Raw genomic sequence first — 19500 nt, forward strand, 5'->3', positions numbered from 1 at the left:
TTCGCTCGGCCTTGGCCGAGACTAAGCAACAGGCGAGGTCAGGAATTAAGCGGCGCTGCGAGCGGTCGAAGCCGGTCCAAGCGCGTGGACAGCCTCCTTGCGAAGTTGGTTAGCCATGCAGGCGCATTTGCCGCAATCCGTCGCCACCCCGAGCTCGCGGCTCAAATCGCACATACGGGTTGCCCCATTGTGCACCGCTTCGCGGATTTGCTTGTCAGTTACAGCGTGGCAGAGGCAAACGTACATGGCAGTTCCGGTGGTGAATTAACTCGGGATTGAGTTAAAGTAATCGAGAATCGTTATCAAGAATATAGATTCAAACAAGAATCATTGTCAACAAGAAAGCGCAGACCATGACGCAGTGGAAACCAAATGCGACAGTTGCAGCAGTCATTGAGCTGGACGGGCGCTACCTGATGGTGGAAGAGGTAACCAGCGACGGCATCTGCTTCAACCAGCCCGCCGGCCATCTTGAATACGGCGAAACGCTGGAAGATGCGGTGAAGCGCGAAGTGCTGGAAGAAACCGGCTGGCACTTCCGGCCCTTGGGACTGGTGGGCATCTATCTGGTGGACCGCCCCAACAGCGACATCACCTATCTGCGCTTCGCCTTTTACGGCCACCCCTTGCGCCGCGAAGACTACCCGCGGCTGGACGACGGCATCCTATCCGCGCAATGGCTGAGCCACGATGACATCGTCGCGCTGCGCGCCCGGCATCGGAGCCCGGTGGTGCAGCAATGCCTGGACGACTACCGCGCCGGCAAGCGCCACCCCCTTTCGCTGATCCACCACCTGGACCGCTAGCGGCCGCCTTAGCCCGCAGCCCGGAGTCGGCATGTCCTTGAGATCATTGTCTTTCCTATTGACTCTGCTGGCCTGGTTTCCATGGGTCGCGCAAGCCAGCGCCATCAATATCTGCTACCATTACGGCTGTTCCAGACATGCCTACGTAGACATCTCCGCCGAAGCCGACGCCTGGCTCGCCGCCCGCCTGTCCACCGCCAACAGCCCGGAAACCGAACGTTCCGCCGTCAGCGACGCCGTCACCGCGCTCTATCACATCGCCGCGCGCACGCTGCCGATCTGGCAGGACAAGGGCGGCAACTTCCGCGACGGGCCGGCCGAAGGCCGCATGGACTGCGTGGACCACAGCAGCAATGTCACCACCTTCCTCACTTATCTGCAGGATCACGGCTGGCTGCAATACCACACGGTGGGCAAACCGGCCTGGCGCGCGCCGCGCCTGCTCGATCTGCATTACACCGCGGTGCTGCGCGACATGCTTTCCGGCCAGGACTGGGCGGTGGACAGCTGGTTCAAGGACTTTGGGCAAGCCCCGGTGGTGCTTGCCCTCGATATTTGGATGGAAGGATATTCCCCGTGACGGGTAAGAAAAGAATTGTCGTCGGCATGTCCGGCGGCGTGGACTCCTCGGTGACCGCTTCGCTGCTGAAACAGCAAGGGCACGAGGTGATCGGCGTCTTCATGCAGAACTGGGAAGACGACAACGACGACGAGTACTGCTCGATCAAACAAGATGCGCTGGACGCGATGAGCGTGGCGGACATCGTCGGCATCGACATGGAGATCGTCAACTTCGCCAAGGAGTACAAGGACCGCGTGTTCTCCTACTTCTTGAAGGAATACTCCGCCGGCCGCACGCCCAACCCCGACGTGCTGTGCAACGCCGAAATCAAGTTCAAGGCCTTTCTCGACTACGCGATGGAGCTGGGCGCCGACTGCATCGCCACCGGCCACTATGCGCGCAAGCTGGAAAAAGACGGCACCCACTATCTGATGAAGGCGGTGGACCACACCAAGGATCAGAGCTACTTCCTGTACCGGCTGCAGCAGCATCAGTTGGCCAAGTCCATTTTCCCCCTCGGCGACATCCGCAAGACCGAGGTGCGCAAGCTGGCCGAGGAAGCCGGCCTGCCCACCGCGGCCAAGAAGGACTCCACCGGCATCTGCTTCATCGGCGAGCGCCCGTTCCGCGAATTCCTGCAGCGCTATCTGCCCACCCAGCCCGGCGAGATGATCCTTCCGGACGGCAAGGTGGTGGGCGAGCACATCGGCCTGATGTATTACACCCTGGGCCAGCGCAAGGGGCTGAACATAGGCGGCGCGCGCGACGGCACCGGCGAACCGTGGTTCGTCGCCGGCAAGGACATTCCCGGCAACAAGCTGATCGTGGTGCAAGGTCATGATCACCCGCTGCTGCTGAAGCCGACACTGGCGATGGCCGACCTGAGCTGGACGCTGCCGGCGCCGCCGGCGGCCGGCGAATATGCCGCCAAGAACCGCTACCGCATGGCCGATGCCGGCTGCAATCTATCCGCCATCGTCGACGGCCAGGCCACGCTGACCTTCCGCGACAAGCAATGGGCGGTCACCCCCGGCCAGTCTGCGGTGCTGTACGACGGCGACGTCTGCCTGGGCGGCGGCATTATCCAATAAGAAGCGGTTCAAAGTCCGCTGCGTGCCGACGATGCGATGAAAAAGCCCTGCGCCAAACCGCAGGGCTTTTTTCTTTCAGGCTCAAGATTGCGGCAAGGGCTGCAGCCGCCTCAAACCCAGGCTGATCGCCAACATCGCCGCCAGGCTGGCCGCCAGCACCGCGGCGACACCTTGCCAACCGCCCCTCCCCCACATCAGGCCGGACAAAGACCCCACCAAGCTGGAGCCCAGATAGTAGGCGCTCAGATAAATGGCCGAGGCCAGCGCCCGCCCCTGCCGCGCCCGCAGTCCCACCCAACTGCTGGCCACCGAATGGCCGGCGAAAAAGCCAAAGGTGAACAAGGCGATGCCGGCCACCAGCAGGACCACGCGGTCGCTCAAGGTCAGCCCCAACCCCAGCAACATGGACAGCACCATCAGCCACAACACATTGCGCCGGCCCAGGCGGTCCGACAACTTGCCTACCCAGGCCGATGACCAGACACCGACGATATACAGCGAAAACACCAGCCCCAGCAGGCTCTGGCTCATATTGAACGGCGCGGCCAGCAGACGGAAACCCAAATAGTTGTACAAGCTGACGAAACAACCGGACAACAAAAAGGCGCTGACGAACAACCAGGGCAACCCGGGGTCGCGGAACAAGCCCTTGGCTTCCCGCCACATGCGGCCCAGATCATGTTGGCGCGGCTGGAAATGGCGCGACGGCGGCAGATTGCGCCAGAACAAGCAAGCGCCGGCTACGCCGAGCAAGGCCAGCGTCAGCAGCGCCCAACGCCAACCTAGATGATCGGCCAGCAAGGAGGCGATGAAACGGCCGCTCATCCCGCCCAGCGCATTGCCGGCGATGTACAGGCCCATAGAGTGGCCCAACGACTTGGCGTCCACTTCTTCGCTCAAATACGTCATCGCCACCGCCGGCAAGCCGGCCAAGGCCACCCCGAAAGCCGCGCGCAGCCACAGCAGATGCTGGAAGCTGTCCGCCAGCGCCGACAGCAACATCAGCAGCGCGCCCAGCGCCAGCGCCGCGTTCATCAAGGGGCGCCGGCCCAGGCGGTCCGCCAGCAGGCCGGCGGGAATCAGGCTCAGGGCCAGGCTGCCGGTGGCCAAGGACACCACCCCGCTGGAGGCTGCCGGCGACAGGGCGAAATCCTGGGCGAACATCGGCATCAGCGGTTGCGCGCCGTAAAGCATGGCGAAGGTGCAATAGCCGCCGACGAACATGGCTCGCGCGGTGGCGCGAAATTCGGAGGTGCCCGCATGCAGTTTGACCGGGGGAAGGCAAGATTCTGACGGCGGCGGCGCGATGGCGCGAAGGCAGGGAGACGACGAATCGGCGGACATGAAAAGCTTTCAATACGAAATATGGCTTTGAGCTTAATCTTGGCCGAAAGCGCAGTCCAATATATATTTAAGCATCATTTGATACTTTTAAAATATCAATCATGGAACTACGCCATCTACGCTACTTCGTTGCGGTTGCCGAGGAACTCCACTTCACCCGCGCGGCCCAGCGCTTGCATATCGGCCAGCCCCCGCTCAGCCAGCAGATCCAGGCCCTGGAGTCCGAACTGGGCGTGCGGCTGCTGCGCCGCCACCAGCGCAAGGTGGAGCTGACCGAGGCCGGCCGCCAATTCCTGGGCCGCGCCCAGCGCATTCTCGCCGATGCGGAACTGGCCGCGATGGAAGCCCGACGCGCCGCGCGCGGCGAAATAGGCGAATTGAGCATAGGCTTCACCTCCTCTTTGCCGCTATCTCCCATCCTTCACGCCGGCCTGCACGACTATCGCCAGCGCTTCCCGGAGGTGCGGCTCAAACTGCGCGAGATGTTCACCACAGACCAATACCAAGCCTTGCAACAACGGCGGCTGGACATCGGCTTCGTGCGCTTCAACGGCCTGGAGCCCATGGCGGACATCGCAATGGTGGAATTACAGCGAGACGCGTTGCGAGTGGTAATCAGCGCCGAGCATCCGCTGGCTGGCCTGCCGGCGCTGCGGCTTGAGCAATTACGCGGGGAAAGCCTGATCGGCTATCCCCAGGAGGCCGGCACCGGCTTGAACACGGTGCTGCGCGAGCTGGCGCGCCGCCAAGGCATGGACTGGCGGCCGCGACAGGAGGCGGGCGAGGCGATCACCCAAATCGGCTTGGTGGCCGCCGGACTCGGCATCGCCATCCTGCCCTCTCCGCTGGAATGCGTGCGGCTCCCCGGCGTGCACTATGTGCCGCTGCTGGACGAGGGCGCTTATCTGGCGATGGGCTTGGCCACCCGTCTGGACGAGGATTCGCCGCTGGTGACCCGGTTTCTGAACTTGATGCGCGAGCGCTGGCTCAACGACCGCCGCTGACGTCCAGCAAGCTGCCGGTGCAGAAAGAGCTGGCGTCGGACAACAACCAGACGATGGCGGCGGCCACTTCCTCGGCCGCGCCGCCGCGTCCCATCGGCACGCTGCCGGCCAGGCGCTCCACCCGGCCGGGCTCGCCGCTGGCGGCATGGATGCCGGTGTGGATCAGGCCCGGGCGCACCGCGTTGACACGTATGCCTTCGGCGGCCACTTCCCGCGCCAGGCCCAGGGTTAGGGTATCGATGGCGCCCTTGCTGGCGGCGTAATCGACATACTCTCCGGCCGAGCCCAGCCGCGACGCGGCCGAAGAAACGTTGACGATGGCGCCGCCAACGCCGCCATGACGGGTGGACATCCGGCGCACCGCCTCACGGCAGCAGAGAATGGGGCCCAGCACATTGCTGCGCAACACCTGCTCCACCCGTTGCGCCGAGTAATCCTCCAGCCGGCCGATCGGCGCAGTGACGCCGGCATTGTTGACCAGCGCGGACAGGCGGCCAAAATGCGCCGCCACCGCGTCGAACAAGCCAACGATGTCAGCCTCAAGCGAGACATCGGCGCAAAACGCTTCGGCGTCCGCGCCCGCGCGCCGCAGCTCGGCCACCACCGCCTCCGCCCCGGCCCGATCCCGGCGATAATTGACGGCGACGCGCCAGCCCTCCGCCGCCGCCAGACACGCGGTCGCCGCGCCTATGCCGCGCGAAGCGCCGGTAATCAACACCACCTTGTCGCCCATATTCAGCCCTTGCGCATGAATTGCTGATGCCAGCGCGTGCGCGCGGCGCGCGCGGTGCCGAAACGCTCCGCCAGCCGCTCTCCGTCGCCCACCGCCAACATCTGGCGCAATTGGTCCAAACCCGCGCGATAGCGGTCCAGTTCCTCAAGCAAGGCGTCTCGGTTGGCCAGGCTGATGTCGGTCCACATTTCCGGATGGCTGCCGGCAATGCGGGTGAAGTCGCGAAAACCGGTGGCGGCGAAGTCGAAGCAGCGCTCGGCGTCGGCCTTGCCCGCCACCATGTCCACATAGGCGAAGGCCAGCAAATGCGGCAGGTGGCTGACGGTGGCGAACACCGCGTCGTGCTCCTCTGCCGTCATACAGTGAATTTCCGCGCCGCAGGCGCGCCATAGCGCCGCCACTCGCTCGGAGACGGAAGACAGGGTCTCCGGCAACGGCGTCAACACGACTTTGCGGTTTTCGTACAGACCGTACTGCGCGGCGGCGGCGCCGGACAGATCGGAGCCGGCGATGGGATGCGCCGGCACGCAATGCGCCAGCTGGCTCGGCAAATGCCGTCGGTACAACTCCACCACGTCGCCCTTGGTGCTGCCGGCGTCGGTGACGACGGCCTCCGGCCGCAGCCGCGGCGCCATCGCCGCCATCAGCGCGCCCATCTGCCCCACCGGCGAGGCCAGCAACACCAGATCGGCGCGCCCGGCCACCTCGGCCAAATCCTGACTGATTTCGTCCACCACGCCCAGTTCCAGCGCCCGCTCCAGGTTTTCCCGGGTGCGGCCGACGCCGATCACATGCCGCGCCATCCCGGCGCGCTTCAGCGACAGAGCGAACGAACCGCCAATCAGGCCCACGCCCACCACCACCAGGGTATCCATCCCTTGCTGCACCGCTTCTCCTCTATCCATCGCCTTGGAACCTAGAATGGCTATCATACCTGCCTAATGTTGGCTGACAACCACTCCGTTGCGACGCATCAAGCGCGCACCCCGCATAGGATATCCAATGAGCTACAGTTTTTATTGCTATTTCAAGGTCGACACGGACAACACGCCCCTGCTTGCGCGGCTGCGAACGCTGCAAGCCGGCGTCTTGGCCCGCGCCGGCGTCGCCGGCCGCCTGCTTCGTCGACGCGACGACGCCTACACCTGGATGGAGGTTTATGAGGAGATAGCCGACGCGGACGCTTTCCGCCGCATCTGGCAGGAGGTCAGCGCCGAATGCGGGCTGGCGGCCTTAAGCCGCCATGAGGAGTGGTTTCAGCCGCTGGATTAAGAAGCTGTTCACGATCTGCTGCGCGTTGTGGAGCGTGACACGGTGAGTACCCCTTCGAAATGCACATGCACCGTGTCAGCCGTTTTCAAGGCGGTATCGCCGAAGCACAGCAGACTTTGAACTGGTTCTAAGAAATCGGCCAGTTCAGGGTATCTGCCGGCCGCGCCAAGTGGAATCCCTGGACAAAGTCGCAACCGGCGGCGCGGGCGATGTCCAGCTGCATCTCGCTTTCTATGCCCTCGCCCACCACTTTGGCGCCGTGCAGCTTCAAGATGGCCACCAGCTCGGCCAATTTGTCTCGCAGCGCCGGCCGCATCAAGGCCCGCCGCATCAGCACCTTGTCCAACTTGACGTAATCGGGCTCCAGCAGCCACACCCGTTCCAGGTTGGACGCGCCCTGGCCAAAGTCGTCCAGGGAAATCAGGAAGCCCAGATCGCGGTAGCGTTGCACCGCGCCATGCAGCCGCACCGGATCGCTGACCGCGTCCTCGACAATCTCCAGGCAGACATGGCTAGGCTGCACACCCAGCAGTTGCAAGACCTCGGCGAAAAACTGCCCATGCGCCTCGCTGACGTTCACCAAATGCTGGGCATTGACGTTGAGCGACAGCACCAGGCCCGGCGGCGGCGCTTGCAGCAAGAAATTGAGCAGATGCAGACAGCGCAGCTGCCGGTCCACATACACGGTGCGGCGCGGCGTGGTTTCCGCGGCGAACAGCACCGTGGGAATCAATGGGCCGCCGAAGCGGTCCGACACCCGCGCCAGCGCCTCTACCGACCACAACTTCGGCTCGCCGTCTTGCAAGCGGAACACCGGCTGGAAGACGCTGCGAAAGCGCCAGTCCTCGTGCTGTCCGCGCACGCGCTCTTCGCGCCAGGACAAGGGCTCCTCCTCGAAGCCATGCCGCGCCAGCATCTGATTCAAGCGCGGCAACGCCGCCTGCGCGCGCTGCGCGCCCAGGTCCCAAACCGCCGCCTCACACTCCGCCATCGCCGACATTGCGCCTCCCGGCATGCGCCAAGAAAACAAACAAGAAAAAAGGCCGAACATCGTTCGGCCCAAACAGGATACGAGAGAAACCTGCATGCGGTTCCGTGGAACCGGCAAACAGAAAAAGGCCGGCTTTCAGGCGACAGCGCCGCCGAAAGCCGCCAGCGCGCTACTGCGCCAGAAAGACCCGCTCAATATACATGGCCCTCTTTATCTCTAAAAATAATTAAATGCTCGTTGTATAGTTCACATAAATCTATGAGTCGAACTCAAGCCTGCTGCGAAGCCGGCTTGCCTTCCGTCTCCTCCGCCGGCCTTCCCATTATGCGGTCCAGCCACAATGCGATCACACCGTCGCCGGTGACATTGCAGGCGGTGCCGAAACTGTCCTGCGCCAAGTAGAGCGCAATCATCAGGGCCAGGCTGGCCTCGGGGAAATGCAACATGCTGGCCAGAATGCCCAGCGCCGACATCACCGCGCCGCCCGGCGCGCCCGGCGCCGCCACCATGGTCACGCCCAAGAGCAGGATGAAGGGGAACATCACGTCCCAGCTTGGCACGTCCAGTCCGGCCGTCATCAGCATCACCGCGGTGGCGCAAGTGACCAGCGTGATGGTGGAACCGCACAGGTGGATCGTGGCGCACAGCGGCATCACGAAATCCGCCACCGGGCCGGAGACTTTCATCTGCTTGGCCGAGCGCAGCGCCACCGGAATCGTCGCCGCCGACGACATGGTGCCCAGCGCGGTCAGGTAGGCCGGCAACATATTGCGGATCAAAGACCAGGGGTTGCGGCCGCTGGCGAGGCCCGTCACGGTGTACAGCAGGGTCAGCCAGATCCAATGCATGGCGATGGCCAGTACCAGCACCACGCCAAAGGTCTTCAGCGTGGAGAACACGGAGCCGTCGGCCGCCATCTCCGCGAAAACGCAGGCGATATACGCAGGCAGCAACGGAATCAGCACTTTGGCCAACACCAGTTCAACAATGTCCTTGCCCTGGTCCACCACTTCCTTGAGGCGCAACGCGCGGGTGACGGCGATGCCCAGGCCGAACACGAAGGCCAGCATCAAGGCGGTCATCACATCGAACAGCGGCTTGATCTCCAGCGAGAACAAGGCCTTGATCGCCGCGGGCTTGTCGGTGGCGTGCACGCCCTGGGCAATCAGCGACGGCAATACGCCGGAGGCGATGGCGAAAGCCGCCAAGCCGGACAGAATAGTGGAGCAATAGGCCAGCCCCACGGTCCAGCCCAGCATTTTGCCGGAGTTGGACTCCAACGCGGCGATGCCGCTCATGATGTAGAACACGATGATCAGCGGAATCATAAAGCCGATGAACTGCCCGAACAGGGCTTTGAAAGTCATCAGCAAGGCCAGCGGGCCGTCCGGGGCCCATAGCCCCAGCGCCAGGCCAACCGCCATGCCGGCCAGTAGTTTAAGGATCAATTTCACGGCAACCTCTCTGAGCTTGGTCTTAATGTTGTTCGCGATCCGCGCATGCGCTTGCCGCCATGCCCGGTCCGGACACGGCGCGCCAGTCGGAAGAATGGAATCCGCCCGGCAAGGGCGGCTTGGACAAGAAAGCAGACGCGGTCTGGGCAGGCCTGCCGGCGACGCCGGGAACTGCCCTCCCGGCGCCAGGCTTCAACCTTCAGGCTTGAAGCGACAGGCTGTGTTGCAGGGCGCGCAGCAGCGGATGAGGTGTCCAGTTGCGCTCGCCCAAGCGGGTAATCTGCCAGATACCCATCAGGCTATTGGAGAGAAACACCGCATCGGCGTCAATCAAGCGCGACTTGGAAAGTCGCGTTTCAGTAAAAGAGCGTCCGATATCCAAACAATGCGCGGTCAACCAATCCCGCACCGCTCCGTTTACGCCGCACCGGTCCAGCCTGGGCGTGACGATCGCCTCGCCTTCCAGCACGTAGACATTGCTCATCGTGCCCTCCGCCACCCAGCCTTCCATATCCAGCATCAGGCCTTCGGCGACGGCGGGATCTTGCCATTCCGAGCGCGCCAGCACGTTCTCCAGCCGGTTCAGATGCTTGATGCCGGCCAGCGCCGGCTGCAAGGCCAAGCGGGTTTCGCACCAGCGCGCCGTCACGCCCCGTTCGGCGCGCTCCGGCGGATAGCCGTTCCAGGCCGCCGCGCTGACGATGCGGGTGCAAGACGGCGCCTCCGGCATCGCGTAGCCGCGCGCGCCTTCGCCGCGGGTCAGCACGATCTTGGCCGCCGCGCGCGACAGCCCGTCCGCCGCCGCAGCCAGTTCGGCCAGCAGCAGCCGCTCCTCCGGCGGGGGCAGGCGCAGCCTGCGCGCGTCGTCGCACAAGCGCGCGTATTGCCATACCCACAACCTGGGCTTGCCCTCTCTCAACTCCAGAGTCCGGAACACGCCGTCGCCGTAGGCCAGGCCTCGATCCGCCGCAGTGATCCTCTCGTCGGAGCGGCCGTTGATCAGCATCGCCATCAGGCCTGCTCCACGCCCAGCGCCCGCAGCAGGCCGCGCGCTTTGTGGCGAGTTTCCTGCAGTTCGCGCTCGGGATCGGAATCGGCGACGATGCCGCCGCCTGCGCGAAAGCGCAGCGCGCTCCCCTCCTGCATAAAGGTGCGGATCAGGATGTTCAGGTCCATGCTGCCGTCGCGGTTGAGATAGCCCAGGCTGCCGGTATAGGCTCGGCGCGCGCTGTTTTCCAGTTCGCGGATGATTTGCATGGTGCGCACCTTGGGGCAGCCGGTGATAGTGCCGCCGGGAAACAGCGCGCGCAGCGTTTCCGCCGGGCCCACGCCGGGACGCAGGCGGCCGCGGACATTGGATTCGATATGGTGGACATAGGCGTAACTGGCCACCGCCATCAGTTCGTTGACCTCCACGCTGCCGGGCTGGCAGATGCGGCCCAGATCGTTGCGCTCCAGATCAATCAGCATCACATGCTCGGCCCGCTCCTTGACGCTGGAAATCAATCGCTGCTTCAAGGCGGCGTCTTCCGCCGGATCCTGCGAGCGTGGATGGGTGCCGGCGATCGGCCGCGTTTCCGCCCATCCGTCGCTTACCCGCACCAGCCGCTCCGGCGAAGAGCTGACGATCTGCGCGTCGCCGAAATCCGCCAAGGCGGAAAACGGCGCCGGGTTGGCGCGACGCAGGGTGGAGAACAGATCGGCAGCGGCCACGCCGGCTTCCAGCTCGGCGCGCCAGCCGCGCGAAATATTCACCTGGAACACATCGCCTTCGTAGATGTAGCGCTTGAGGCGGACGACCGCGTCGGTGTACCACTGCGGCGGATCTTCTTCCAAACCTCGCAGGGCCACCGGACGCGGCGCGAACACCGGCGCCGCTTGGGCCAGGCTCAACGCCCGCTGCCACAGTTCGGCGCTTTCCGCCACGATCCAGCCGCAGCCCTCGTGGCGATCCACCAGCACCGCGGCCGGGGTACGCGCCAACGCAGCCAGCGGAAAGCTGTCCGGCAACGCTTCGGGCACGCTGGGCTCGAACTCGGACAGCAGATCGTAGCCCAAGTAAAGAAAATGCCCGCCGACAAAAGGCAGTTGATGACGGTTATCGACCGCTTGGGGCTTGAACTCCGCCAAGCGGCGCAGAAAGTCGCCGCCTTCGCCGGCGTAAAACAGTTCGCGCCCGTCTTCCAGCAACAAAAGATCCCAGCCGGCGTCGCCGGAGGACATCATCAAATAGGGAAAGGTTTTCGGATCCGCCGCGTGCATCGCCAGCAGGTCCGGCGCAAAATCCAGTTTCTGAGTGAACATCGAGAAAGTCCCGGGCCGGCAGCCCGGCGCAGCTTGCCGCCCGCTTTGACCCGGACGGCGTGAAAACAAAGAAAAACCGCTGCGAGTGTAGCGCAGCGGTTCGGGCTGTCAATCGACAAGACTACGATCAGACGCGCTTGAACACCAGCGTGCCGTTGGTGCCGCCAAAACCGAAGGAGTTGGAGATGCCGATGTCGATCTTCATCTCGCGAGCGGTATTGGGCACGTAGTCCAGATCGCAGCCGGCCTCCACATCCTGATCATGCAGGTTGATGGTGGGCGGCGAAACCTGATTGTGCACCGCCAAAATGGTGTAGATCGCCTCCACGCCGCCGGCGCCGCCCAGCAAGTGGCCGGTCATCGACTTGGTGGAGTTGACCACCAGCTTCTTGGCGTGGTCGCCGAAGGCCAGTTTGAGCGCCGTGGTTTCATTGGCGTCGCCCAAAGGCGTGGACGTACCGTGGGCGTTCACGTACTGCACTTGGTCGGCGTTGATGCCGGCGTCGCGCAGCGCGTTGCTTACGCCGCGCGCCGGCCCCTCGGCGCTGGGCGCCGTGATGTGGTGGGCGTCCGAACTCATGCCGAAGCCTATCAACTCGGCGTAGATCTTGGCGCCGCGTTTGACCGCGTGCTCATAGTCTTCCAGCACCAGCACGCCGGCGCCCTCTCCCATCACGAAGCCATCCCGGCCCTTGTCCCAGGGACGGGAAGCCGTGGCCGGATCGTCGTTGCGCGTGGACAAGGCCTTCATCGCGGCGAAGCCGCCGATGCCCAGCCGCGAAACCGCGCCTTCAGAACCGCCGGCCACCATCACGTCGGCGTCGCCGTACTGGATCATCCGCGCCGCGTCGCCGATGCAATGCGCGCCGGTGGTGCAGGCGGACACAATGCCGTAGGTCGGGCCCTGATAGCCTTTCAGGATGGACACCTGGCCGGCGATCAAATTGATCAACGAACCCGGAATGAAGAACGGGCCGATCTTGCGCGGGCCGCCTTCCAGCAAGGCCACGCCGGTGTCTTCGATCAGCGGCAAGCCGCCGATGCCGGAGCCGATGTTGACGCCGACCCGGGTCTTGTCCAGGCCCGGAATATCATCCAGCCCAGCGTCCGCCACCGCCTGCAAGGCCGCGGCGATGCCGTAGTGGATGAACAGGTCGTTGCGGCGGGCTTCCTTCGGCGAGATATAGTCGCTGATCTCAAAGCCCTTCACTTCGCCCGCGATCTGGCAAGCCATGTCGCTGGCGTCGAAACGGGTAATCTTGGCGATGCCGCTGTGGCCGGCCAGCAAATTGGCCCAACCGGTGACGACATCGTTGCCGACCGGGGACACATGGCCCAGGCCGGTTACTACAACTCTGCGTTTTGACACGAAGAATCTCCGTGAGAGATGGGAGGGCAGTCTCCCGACGAGACCGTCCACGCATTACGATGCCCTACGGTTTGGCAGGGATCAAACGCGCGTTTGGCATCCTCTTGGCAAAAGACCTCTGCGAAGAGACCAGAAGGCTCCGGGCAGAGGTCCTAATACCCCTCGAAAGGGAAGGAATTACTTGTTCAAGTGAGCAGTGACGTAGTCGACGGCTTGCTGAACGGTGGTGATCTTCTCGGCCTCTTCATCCGGAATTTCGCACTCGAACTCTTCTTCCAGAGCCATTACCAGCTCAACGGTGTCGAGGGAGTCGGCGCCCAGATCGTCCACGAACGAAGATTCGATTTTCACTTCGGCTTCGTTCACGCCCAGTTGTTCGGCAACGATCTTCTTAACGCGCGCTTCGATGTTTTCCATTTGTTTAAACCCTTGACCTTTCTGATTCGGGATAACAAAACCCCGGTATTCTACAAAAAAAAATTAGAGCAGCCTACCTAAATCTCCAGGCAGGCCGCAAACTCGTTCACGGCATCAACATGCCGCCGTTGACATGCAGCGTCTGGCCGGTGATATAGCCAGCGCGATCCGACGCCAAAAACGCGGTGGCGTCGGCGATATCCTTGGCGTCGCCCAGGCGGCCCAGGGCAATCTGCTCGACCAGCGCCGCGCGTTGCGCTTCCGGCAGCGCGCGGGTCATGTCTGTGTCGATGAAGCCGGGCGCCACGCAATTGACGGTGATGTTGCGGCTACCCACTTCGCGCGCCATCGACTTGGTGAAACCGATGATGCCGGCCTTGGCCGCCGAGTAGTTGGTCTGGCCAGGATTGCCGGACACGCCCACTACCGAGGCGATGTTGATGATGCGGCCGAAGCGCGCCTTCATCATGCCCCGCAGCACAGCCTTGGACGCCTTGAACACCGACTTCAGATTGGTGTCCATGATGTCGTCCCAGTCCTCGTCCTTCATCCGCATCAGCAAGCCGTCGCGAGTGATGCCGGCATTATTGACCAGGATCGCGATTGCGCCGAATTCTTTCTCGATGGATTCGACCAGCGCGTCGATCGCGCCGGCCTCGGTCACATTCAGCACCCTACCGGCGCCGCCCTGTGCGGACAGACGCTCATGGATGCTCGCTGCGCCGGCCTCGCTGGTCGCGGTGCCGATCACCACAGCGCCTTCGGCGGCCAGCGCCGAGGCGATCGCCGCGCCGATGCCGCGCGACGCGCCGGTGACCAATGCCACTTTGCCTTGCAGGCTCATTGCAGTCTCCTTATCGTTATTCCCGGCCCCGTCTTGGCGAGGCCGCATTGCATTCAGTTCAGTTCGCCGCGGGCGGCTTCCACCGCCGCCACATCGGTCAGCGCTAGGCATTTGACGTTGCCGTCGATGCGCTTGGCCAAACCGGCCAGCACCCTGCCCGGCCCGCATTCCGCCATCTGCGTCACGCCGTCGGCAACCAGCTTCTGGATGGTCTCGGTCCAACGCACCGGCATGTACAGCTGACGGGTCAGCGCGTCGCGGATCTGCGCCGGCTCGCTGTAGCTGGCGACGTCGGCGTTGTGCAGCACCGGGATGGCCGGAGCGCTGATATCCGCTTGCGCCAGCGCCGCGGCCAGCTGCACCGCCGCGGGCCGCATCAACGCGCAATGCGAGGGCACGGACACCGGCAAGGGCAAGGCGCGCTTGGCGCCGCGGGCCTTGCACTGCTCCATGGCCCGTTCCACCGCGCCTTTATGCCCGGCGATCACCACCTGGCCCGGCGAATTGAAATTGACCGCTTCCACCACTTCGCCCTGAGCCGCTTCCGCGCAAGCGGCGCGGATGTCCTCGTCGGACAAGTTCAGGATGGCTGCCATCGCGCCGACGCCCACCGGCACCGCGGATTGCATCGCCTCGGCGCGCAGGCGCACCAGTTTCACCGCCTCGGCGAAGGGCAGCGCCGCCGCCGCCACCAGGGCGGTGTATTCGCCCAAGCTGTGGCCGGCCACCAGCGTCGGCTGCCGGCCGTTCAACTCCTGCCAAGCCAGGTAAGTGGCGTAGCCGGCGGCCAGCATGATGGGCTGGGTATTGACGGTGGCGTTGATCTCGTCGGCCGAGTCCGCCTGCAGCATCGCCCACAGGTCGACGCTCAAGGCATCCGATGCTTCGTCAAAAGTGTGTTTCACCACGGGCAGATCAGCAAAGCCATCCATCATTTTCAAGCTTTGCGAGCCTTGGCCCGGGAACAGAAATGCAAACGCCATAGTCGACTCCTGAGAATTCGACGCAAGAATGACGCAAACCGGCGACGTCTGCCAAGCCTAACGATCAAATATCGCTCAAGCTAGTGACCTCACGGTCAGCCGTCGGCGGCTTGCGCGCCAATGTTTGGATCAGATCTTCAACAATACAGCGCCCCAGGCGAAACCGCCGCCTATACCTTCAAGCAATACGGTCTGGCCTCGATGAATGCGCCCGTCTCGCACCGCGCTGTCCAAGGCCAGCGGAATCGATGCGGCGGAAGTATTGCCCTGTTGCGGCAATGTGACGATCACGCGGTCCATCGGCAAGCCCAAATGCTTGGCGGTGGATTCGATGATGCGCAAATTGGCCTGATGCGGCACCAGCCAGTCCACTTCGCTCTTGTCGACGCCGGCTTCCGCCAGCGTCTTGACGGCGATGTCGGACAAGGCCTTGACCGCGAATTTGAACACAGCCGGGCCATCCATGTGCAGATAGGGCATGCCCTGGATCTTGCCGCCTGAAATCTGAGCCGGAGTATTGAGAATGTCCTTGTAGCGTCCATCCGCCGCCAGCTTGGCGTGCAGAATGCCCGGCTCGTCGGAATCGCCGAGAATCACCGCGCCGGCGCCGTCGCCGAACAGCACGCAGGTGCGGCGGTCGTCCCAATCCAGCACCCGCGACATGATTTCCGCGCCCACTACCAAGGCGCGACGGGCCATGCCGCTCTTGATGTAGTTGTTGGCGGTCACCAAGGCGAACATGAAGCCGGCGCACACCGCCTGCACGTCGAAAGCCGCGCAGCCGGGAATGCCCAGTTTTTCCTGCAGCAAACAGGCGGTGCTGGGGAAGACCATGTCGGGAGTGGTGGTGGCGACGATGATCAGATCGATCTCGTGCTTGTCGATGCCCGCGCTCTGGATCGCGGCTTCCGCCGCCTTGAGCGCGAGATCGCTGGTTTTGTGTTCCTCTGCCGCAATATGGCGCGCGTGGATGCCAGTGCGCGAGACTATCCACTCGTCGCTGGTATCCACGCGTTCGGCCAACTGCGCATTGGTGAGCACCTGCTCGGGCAGAAAGCTGCCGGTGCCTAGAATGCGGGAATAGCCCATGGTTGTCAGTTCGCTTCCGCCTCGGACTGCTTGAGATTGTTTAATTGGTGAGCAATCCGGTCGGCGATGTGACCAATCACGTCGGAGCCGGCTTCCTCGCAAGCCTGCTCCAGCGCGTAACGGAATCCTGTGACATCGGTCCCGCCGTGGCTTTTCACCACGATGCCGCGCACCCCCAGCAAGCTGGCGCCGTTGTAGCGGCGAGGATCGATGCGTTTCTTGAAGAGCTTGAGCACCGGCAGCGCGGCCAGCGCGCACAAGCGCGTCCACCAACTGCGGCCAAACTCCTCTTTCAGGAATACGGCGAACATGTGAGCCAGCCCCTCAGCTGTCTTCAAAGCCACATTGCCGGTGAAACCGTCGCAGACTACCACATCCACCGTGCCTTTACAGATGTCGTCGCCCTCCACGTTGCCGTGGAAATTGAGTTCGGACTGGCGCAGCAGTTCGGCGGTCTTCTTGATATTGTCGTTGCCCTTGATGTCTTCCGAGCCGATGTTCAGCAGGCCGACGCTGGGGCTGGAGATGCCGCTTAGGCACACCACCAGTTCGGATCCCATGATGCCGAACTGCAACAGTTGTTCTGGAGTGCAATCGACGTTGGCGCCCAAGTCCAACACGCAAGACAAGCCCTTGACGGTGGGCAGCATTTTGGCGATGGCGGGCCGGTCGATGCCGGGAATGGTCTTGAGCACGAAACGCGCGGTCGCCATGAGAGCGCCGGTATTGCCGGCGGACACGGCGGCCTGAGCCTCGCCTTCTTTGACCAGATTGATGGCCACCCGCAACGACGAGTCTTTCTTGTTTTTCAAGGCGAGCTGAGGCGCCTCATCCATACCCACCACTTGAGTGGCGTGCTGGATGCGGATGCGTTCACGCGCGACGCCTTGATGCGCGTCCAGTTCCGCCTCTAGGGCAGGCTGGTCACCAACAAGAATCAAACGGGTGTCGGGATGGTTTTGCAGGAATTGGATCGATGCAGGGACGGTAACCTTGAGGCCAACGTCACCGCCCATTGCATCAACCGCGACGGTGATAGTCATCAACGAGTGCGGTAATAGTGCTGCCTAATCAGTGGGGAAAGTAGGAAAACGGGGAGATTACTCGCCCTTGGTCTTCACAACTTTGCGGCCGCGGTAGAAACCGTTCGGGCTGATGTGGTGGCGCAGATGCGCTTCACCGGTGCTGGCTTCTACAGCCAATGCCGGGGCGGTCAGAAAATCGTGTGCACGATGCATGCCGCGCTTGGACGGGGACTTTTTGTTCTGTTGAACAGCCATGGTCGACTCCTAAGAAATTCAAGTAGATTCAGTTCGAATCCGGGTTTTACTCGGACTTGGGTCTCTTAAGCGCCGCCAGCACCGCAAACGGATTGGGCTTGTCAGCCTTGGCGAGCGAGAGAGTTTCCCTGCCGCAATCGTCGTGTTTCGGCGACAGCGGCAAGCCCATAATGATTTCGTCTTCGATCAGCGCAGTCAGGTTCAGTTCCGGCTCGGCGATGATCGCGTCCAGCTCTTCGTCCTGCTCGCAAGCGTCTTCCAGCTTGTCAGGATCGGTAAACAAGGTGACCACCGAATCGGTGTCCAGGCTGTACGGCATGCTTTCCATGCAGCGCTGGCAAGTCACTTTGAGTTCCGCCGACAAATGAAGACGCAGCGACAAACGGTTCAACCGGTCGCGAAAACCGTCCAGGGCGTATTTCACTTCCCCGGAGGCGTCGGACAGGTCGCTGTGCACACGCTCATCCAGCTCGCCAACCGGCAGTTTGCCGGCTTGCGAACGCCCTTCCCGGGCGAACTTGAGCGGATCGATCAAAATCGGTTTAGACATAAACCTCGCATGGTACAATCCATTCCCCTGATTTGTCAAAAGAAACAAGGAGCCCTCCACGCGCGCCGCCAGGCCGCACTGGCTCCGCAACAAGCGACGTCCACATCATGCAGATCGTACTGGCCTCCACCTCCCGCTATCGCCAAGAAATCATCGCCCGTCTGGGCCTGCCCTTCCACGCCGAACCGCCGGTGTGCGACGAAACCCCGCTGCCGGGCGAAACCGCGCTGGAAACAGCGGTCCGGCTGGCCCGCACCAAGGCGCAATCGCTAGCGGACAAGCATCCGCAAGCGCTGATCATAGGCTCCGATCAAGTGGCTTTGCTTGACGGACAGCAGATAGGCAAGCCAGGATCGTTCGAAAACGGCGTCAAGATGTTGCAATGGATGAGCGGCCGCACCGTGGTCTTCCATTCGGCGCTGACCTTGTACAACAGCGCCGAGCGCCGGCTGCAAGAAGCGGTGGGCATCACCCGCGTCACCCTGCGCGCGCTGAGCGAAGCACAAATCCGCAACTATCTGGAACGCGAGCCGGACGCGCTGCACTGCGCCGGCAGCGCCAAGAGCGAGGGCCTCGGCGGCGCGCTGCTGGAGCGCGTGGAGTCCGACGACCCCAATGCGCTGATCGGCGTGCCTCTGTTCAAACTGATTACGATGCTGGCCGATGAAGGCGTGGAGATTTTGCGATGAGCGGCACCCTGTTCCTGATCCCCGCCCCCTTGGGCGACGAATCCATCGCCTGGCTGCCCGAAGCCGAGCGCGCCAAAGTACTTCACCTGACCCGTTTCGTGGTGGAAGCCGAAAAAACCGCGCGCAAGCATCTGAAGGCGCTGGGCGTCAGCGCGCCGATCCGCGAACTCGCCATGAGCACGCTGAACGAGCACACTCCGGCCGCCAACGTCGCCGCCTTGCTCCAGCCGCTGCTGGACGGCCACGACCTAGGCCTGATTTCCGAAGCCGGCTGCCCGGCGGTGGCCGACCCCGGCGCGCAACTGGTGGCGCTGGCGCACGAGCGCGGCTTGCGAGTGGAGCCCTTGATCGGCCCGTCCTCCATCCTGCTGGCTCTGATGGCCAGTGGCGCCAACGGCCAGTGCTTCGCCTTCCACGGCTATCTGCCGGTGGACGCCGCGGACAAGGCCAAAATCGTCAAGGAACTGGAGCTGCGTTCGCGCCAGCGCAACGAAACTCAAGTCTTCATCGAAACGCCGTATCGCAACAACGCTTTGCTGCAACAATTGCGCGACATGCTGGCCCCCGCCACCCGGCTGGCGGTGGCTTGCGACCTGACTTTGCCGAGCCAGACCATCGTCAGCCGCCGGGTCAAGGACTGGCCCAAGGACGCGCCGGACCTGCACAAGCGCCCGGCCATTTTCATCATTCACGCCGCCTGAGCCCGCCCATGGCCAAA

23 protein-coding genes are annotated in these 19500 nt (G+C 63.3%); 7 read left to right on the forward strand and 16 right to left on the reverse strand.

Annotated features, from left to right (window positions below; translation table 11 throughout):
* Window positions 1–45: 45 nt before the first annotated feature.
* Complete coding sequence (locus tag HA052_RS28230) at window positions 46–246, reverse strand: bacterioferritin-associated ferredoxin (RefSeq protein WP_019103980.1); 201 nt, start codon at window positions 244–246, stop codon at window positions 46–48.
* A gap of 107 nt (window positions 247–353) precedes the next feature.
* On the opposite strand from HA052_RS28230, the gene HA052_RS06025 reads away from it, so the two are divergent.
* From HA052_RS06025 to mnmA, 3 genes are read left to right on the forward strand one after another with little or no spacing between them, the layout of a single operon-like run.
* Complete coding sequence (locus HA052_RS06025; RefSeq protein WP_166451220.1) at window positions 354–806, forward strand: NUDIX hydrolase; 453 nt, start codon at window positions 354–356, stop codon at window positions 804–806.
* Window positions 807–837: 31 nt separating this feature from the next.
* On the forward strand, window positions 838–1386 hold the full coding sequence (locus tag HA052_RS06030; protein WP_240937283.1) for a hypothetical protein: 549 nt from the start codon (window positions 838–840) through the stop codon (window positions 1384–1386).
* The gene (gene mnmA / locus HA052_RS06035) at window positions 1383–2459 is read left to right on the forward strand and encodes a tRNA 2-thiouridine(34) synthase MnmA (protein WP_166451221.1); all 1077 of its coding nucleotides are present in this window, start codon (window positions 1383–1385) and stop codon (window positions 2457–2459) included. The genes HA052_RS06030 and mnmA overlap by 4 nt, the downstream gene beginning before the upstream one ends.
* Window positions 2460–2540: 81 nt before the next feature.
* Here mnmA and HA052_RS06040 read toward each other — a convergent pair whose 3' ends face one another.
* Entirely contained in the window at window positions 2541–3803 is a 1263-nt protein-coding gene (locus HA052_RS06040; protein ID WP_166451222.1) for an MFS transporter, read from the reverse strand.
* A gap of 101 nt (window positions 3804–3904) precedes the next feature.
* On the opposite strand from HA052_RS06040, the gene HA052_RS06045 reads away from it, so the two are divergent.
* A complete protein-coding gene (locus HA052_RS06045; RefSeq protein ID WP_166451223.1) occupies window positions 3905–4807 on the forward strand; it encodes a LysR family transcriptional regulator in 903 nt (300 codons plus the stop codon).
* Here HA052_RS06045 and HA052_RS06050 read toward each other — a convergent pair.
* Together HA052_RS06050 and HA052_RS06055 are read right to left on the reverse strand one after the other, a co-directional pair.
* Window positions 4791–5540 carry an SDR family oxidoreductase gene (locus HA052_RS06050; RefSeq protein WP_166451224.1) on the reverse strand — a complete coding sequence of 250 codons (750 nt, stop codon included), beginning with the start codon at window positions 5538–5540 and terminating at the stop codon, window positions 4791–4793. The genes HA052_RS06045 and HA052_RS06050 overlap by 17 nt on opposite strands.
* Window positions 5541–5542: 2 nt before the next feature.
* Window positions 5543–6472, reverse strand: a complete 930-nt coding sequence (locus tag HA052_RS06055; protein WP_240937284.1) for a prephenate dehydrogenase — start codon at window positions 6470–6472, stop codon at window positions 5543–5545.
* A 70-nt stretch (window positions 6473–6542) separates the two neighbouring features.
* Between HA052_RS06055 and HA052_RS06060 the strand changes: the two genes are divergently transcribed.
* On the forward strand, window positions 6543–6812 hold the full coding sequence (locus HA052_RS06060; protein WP_166451225.1) for a DUF4936 family protein: 270 nt from the start codon (window positions 6543–6545) through the stop codon (window positions 6810–6812).
* A gap of 127 nt (window positions 6813–6939) precedes the next feature.
* On the opposite strand, the gene HA052_RS06065 is transcribed toward HA052_RS06060, so the two are convergent.
* From HA052_RS06065 to HA052_RS06120, 12 genes are all read right to left on the reverse strand, one after another.
* The gene (locus HA052_RS06065) at window positions 6940–7812 is read right to left on the reverse strand and encodes an EAL domain-containing protein (RefSeq protein ID WP_166451226.1); all 873 of its coding nucleotides are present in this window, start codon (window positions 7810–7812) and stop codon (window positions 6940–6942) included.
* A gap of 260 nt (window positions 7813–8072) precedes the next feature.
* The gene (locus HA052_RS06070; RefSeq protein WP_166451227.1) at window positions 8073–9257 is read right to left on the reverse strand and encodes a cation:dicarboxylate symporter family transporter; all 1185 of its coding nucleotides are present in this window, start codon (window positions 9255–9257) and stop codon (window positions 8073–8075) included.
* A gap of 199 nt (window positions 9258–9456) precedes the next feature.
* Window positions 9457–10269 carry an aminodeoxychorismate lyase gene (gene pabC / locus HA052_RS06075; protein ID WP_166451228.1) on the reverse strand — a complete coding sequence of 271 codons (813 nt, stop codon included), beginning with the start codon at window positions 10267–10269 and terminating at the stop codon, window positions 9457–9459.
* On the reverse strand, window positions 10269–11561 hold the full coding sequence (locus tag HA052_RS06080; RefSeq protein WP_166451229.1) for an aminodeoxychorismate synthase component I: 1293 nt from the start codon (window positions 11559–11561) through the stop codon (window positions 10269–10271). Before HA052_RS06080 ends, pabC begins: the two co-directional genes overlap by 1 nt.
* A 127-nt stretch (window positions 11562–11688) precedes the next feature.
* On the reverse strand, window positions 11689–12930 hold the full coding sequence (fabF, locus tag HA052_RS06085; RefSeq protein ID WP_081546168.1) for a beta-ketoacyl-ACP synthase II: 1242 nt from the start codon (window positions 12928–12930) through the stop codon (window positions 11689–11691).
* 177 nt (window positions 12931–13107) lie between these two features.
* Window positions 13108–13347, reverse strand: a complete 240-nt coding sequence (gene acpP / locus HA052_RS06090) for an acyl carrier protein (RefSeq protein WP_019103041.1) — start codon at window positions 13345–13347, stop codon at window positions 13108–13110.
* 106 nt (window positions 13348–13453) lie between these two features.
* Complete coding sequence (gene fabG, locus HA052_RS06095; protein WP_081546166.1) at window positions 13454–14191, reverse strand: 3-oxoacyl-ACP reductase FabG; 738 nt, start codon at window positions 14189–14191, stop codon at window positions 13454–13456.
* A gap of 53 nt (window positions 14192–14244) precedes the next feature.
* Window positions 14245–15174 (reverse strand): ACP S-malonyltransferase, encoded by a 930-nt coding sequence (fabD, locus tag HA052_RS06100; RefSeq protein WP_166451230.1) that lies wholly within the window; start codon window positions 15172–15174, stop codon window positions 14245–14247.
* Window positions 15175–15303: 129 nt separating this feature from the next.
* Entirely contained in the window at window positions 15304–16263 is a 960-nt protein-coding gene (locus tag HA052_RS06105; RefSeq protein WP_166451231.1) for a beta-ketoacyl-ACP synthase III, read from the reverse strand.
* Between the two features lie 5 nt (window positions 16264–16268).
* Window positions 16269–17306, reverse strand: a complete 1038-nt coding sequence (plsX, locus tag HA052_RS06110; protein WP_166451232.1) for a phosphate acyltransferase PlsX — start codon at window positions 17304–17306, stop codon at window positions 16269–16271.
* A gap of 57 nt (window positions 17307–17363) precedes the next feature.
* Window positions 17364–17543 carry a 50S ribosomal protein L32 gene (rpmF, locus tag HA052_RS06115; protein WP_011136965.1) on the reverse strand — a complete coding sequence of 60 codons (180 nt, stop codon included), beginning with the start codon at window positions 17541–17543 and terminating at the stop codon, window positions 17364–17366.
* Between the two features lie 46 nt (window positions 17544–17589).
* Window positions 17590–18093, reverse strand: a complete 504-nt coding sequence (locus HA052_RS06120; RefSeq protein ID WP_166451233.1) for a YceD family protein — start codon at window positions 18091–18093, stop codon at window positions 17590–17592.
* Between the two features lie 107 nt (window positions 18094–18200).
* Here HA052_RS06120 and HA052_RS06125 point away from each other — a divergent pair, with 107 nt between their 5' ends.
* Together HA052_RS06125 and HA052_RS06130 are read left to right on the forward strand one after the other, a co-directional pair.
* Window positions 18201–18782, forward strand: a complete 582-nt coding sequence (locus HA052_RS06125) for a Maf family protein (RefSeq protein ID WP_166451234.1) — start codon at window positions 18201–18203, stop codon at window positions 18780–18782.
* Entirely contained in the window at window positions 18779–19483 is a 705-nt protein-coding gene (locus tag HA052_RS06130; RefSeq protein ID WP_166451235.1) for an SAM-dependent methyltransferase, read from the forward strand. Before HA052_RS06125 ends, HA052_RS06130 begins: the two co-directional genes overlap by 4 nt.
* The last annotated feature ends 17 nt before the right edge of the window (window positions 19484–19500 follow it).

Origin of the sequence: Chromobacterium fluminis, from assembly GCF_011602385.1 — a bacterium.
GTDB lineage: Bacteria > Pseudomonadota > Gammaproteobacteria > Burkholderiales > Chromobacteriaceae > Chromobacterium > Chromobacterium fluminis.

Coding starts and splice junctions, on each gene's coding strand:
- HA052_RS28230 (WP_019103980.1), bottom strand. CDS start 246: ATGTACGTTTGCCTCTGCCACGCTGTAACTGACAAGCAAATCCGCGAA.
- HA052_RS06025 (WP_166451220.1), top strand. CDS start 354: ATGACGCAGTGGAAACCAAATGCGACAGTTGCAGCAGTCATTGAGCTG.
- HA052_RS06030 (WP_240937283.1), top strand. CDS start 838: ATGTCCTTGAGATCATTGTCTTTCCTATTGACTCTGCTGGCCTGGTTT.
- HA052_RS06040 (WP_166451222.1), bottom strand. CDS start 3,803: ATGTCCGCCGATTCGTCGTCTCCCTGCCTTCGCGCCATCGCGCCGCCG.
- HA052_RS06045 (WP_166451223.1), top strand. CDS start 3,905: ATGGAACTACGCCATCTACGCTACTTCGTTGCGGTTGCCGAGGAACTC.
- HA052_RS06050 (WP_166451224.1), bottom strand. CDS start 5,540: ATGGGCGACAAGGTGGTGTTGATTACCGGCGCTTCGCGCGGCATAGGC.
- HA052_RS06055 (WP_240937284.1), bottom strand. CDS start 6,472: ATGATAGCCATTCTAGGTTCCAAGGCGATGGATAGAGGAGAAGCGGTG.
- HA052_RS06060 (WP_166451225.1), top strand. CDS start 6,543: ATGAGCTACAGTTTTTATTGCTATTTCAAGGTCGACACGGACAACACG.
- HA052_RS06065 (WP_166451226.1), bottom strand. CDS start 7,812: ATGTCGGCGATGGCGGAGTGTGAGGCGGCGGTTTGGGACCTGGGCGCG.
- pabC (WP_166451228.1), bottom strand. CDS start 10,269: ATGGCGATGCTGATCAACGGCCGCTCCGACGAGAGGATCACTGCGGCG.
- HA052_RS06080 (WP_166451229.1), bottom strand. CDS start 11,561: ATGTTCACTCAGAAACTGGATTTTGCGCCGGACCTGCTGGCGATGCAC.
- acpP (WP_019103041.1), bottom strand. CDS start 13,347: ATGGAAAACATCGAAGCGCGCGTTAAGAAGATCGTTGCCGAACAACTG.
- fabG (WP_081546166.1), bottom strand. CDS start 14,191: ATGAGCCTGCAAGGCAAAGTGGCATTGGTCACCGGCGCGTCGCGCGGC.
- fabD (WP_166451230.1), bottom strand. CDS start 15,174: ATGGCGTTTGCATTTCTGTTCCCGGGCCAAGGCTCGCAAAGCTTGAAA.
- HA052_RS06105 (WP_166451231.1), bottom strand. CDS start 16,263: ATGGGCTATTCCCGCATTCTAGGCACCGGCAGCTTTCTGCCCGAGCAG.
- plsX (WP_166451232.1), bottom strand. CDS start 17,306: ATGACTATCACCGTCGCGGTTGATGCAATGGGCGGTGACGTTGGCCTC.
- rpmF (WP_011136965.1), bottom strand. CDS start 17,543: ATGGCTGTTCAACAGAACAAAAAGTCCCCGTCCAAGCGCGGCATGCAT.
- HA052_RS06120 (WP_166451233.1), bottom strand. CDS start 18,093: ATGTCTAAACCGATTTTGATCGATCCGCTCAAGTTCGCCCGGGAAGGG.
- HA052_RS06125 (WP_166451234.1), top strand. CDS start 18,201: ATGCAGATCGTACTGGCCTCCACCTCCCGCTATCGCCAAGAAATCATC.
- HA052_RS06130 (WP_166451235.1), top strand. CDS start 18,779: ATGAGCGGCACCCTGTTCCTGATCCCCGCCCCCTTGGGCGACGAATCC.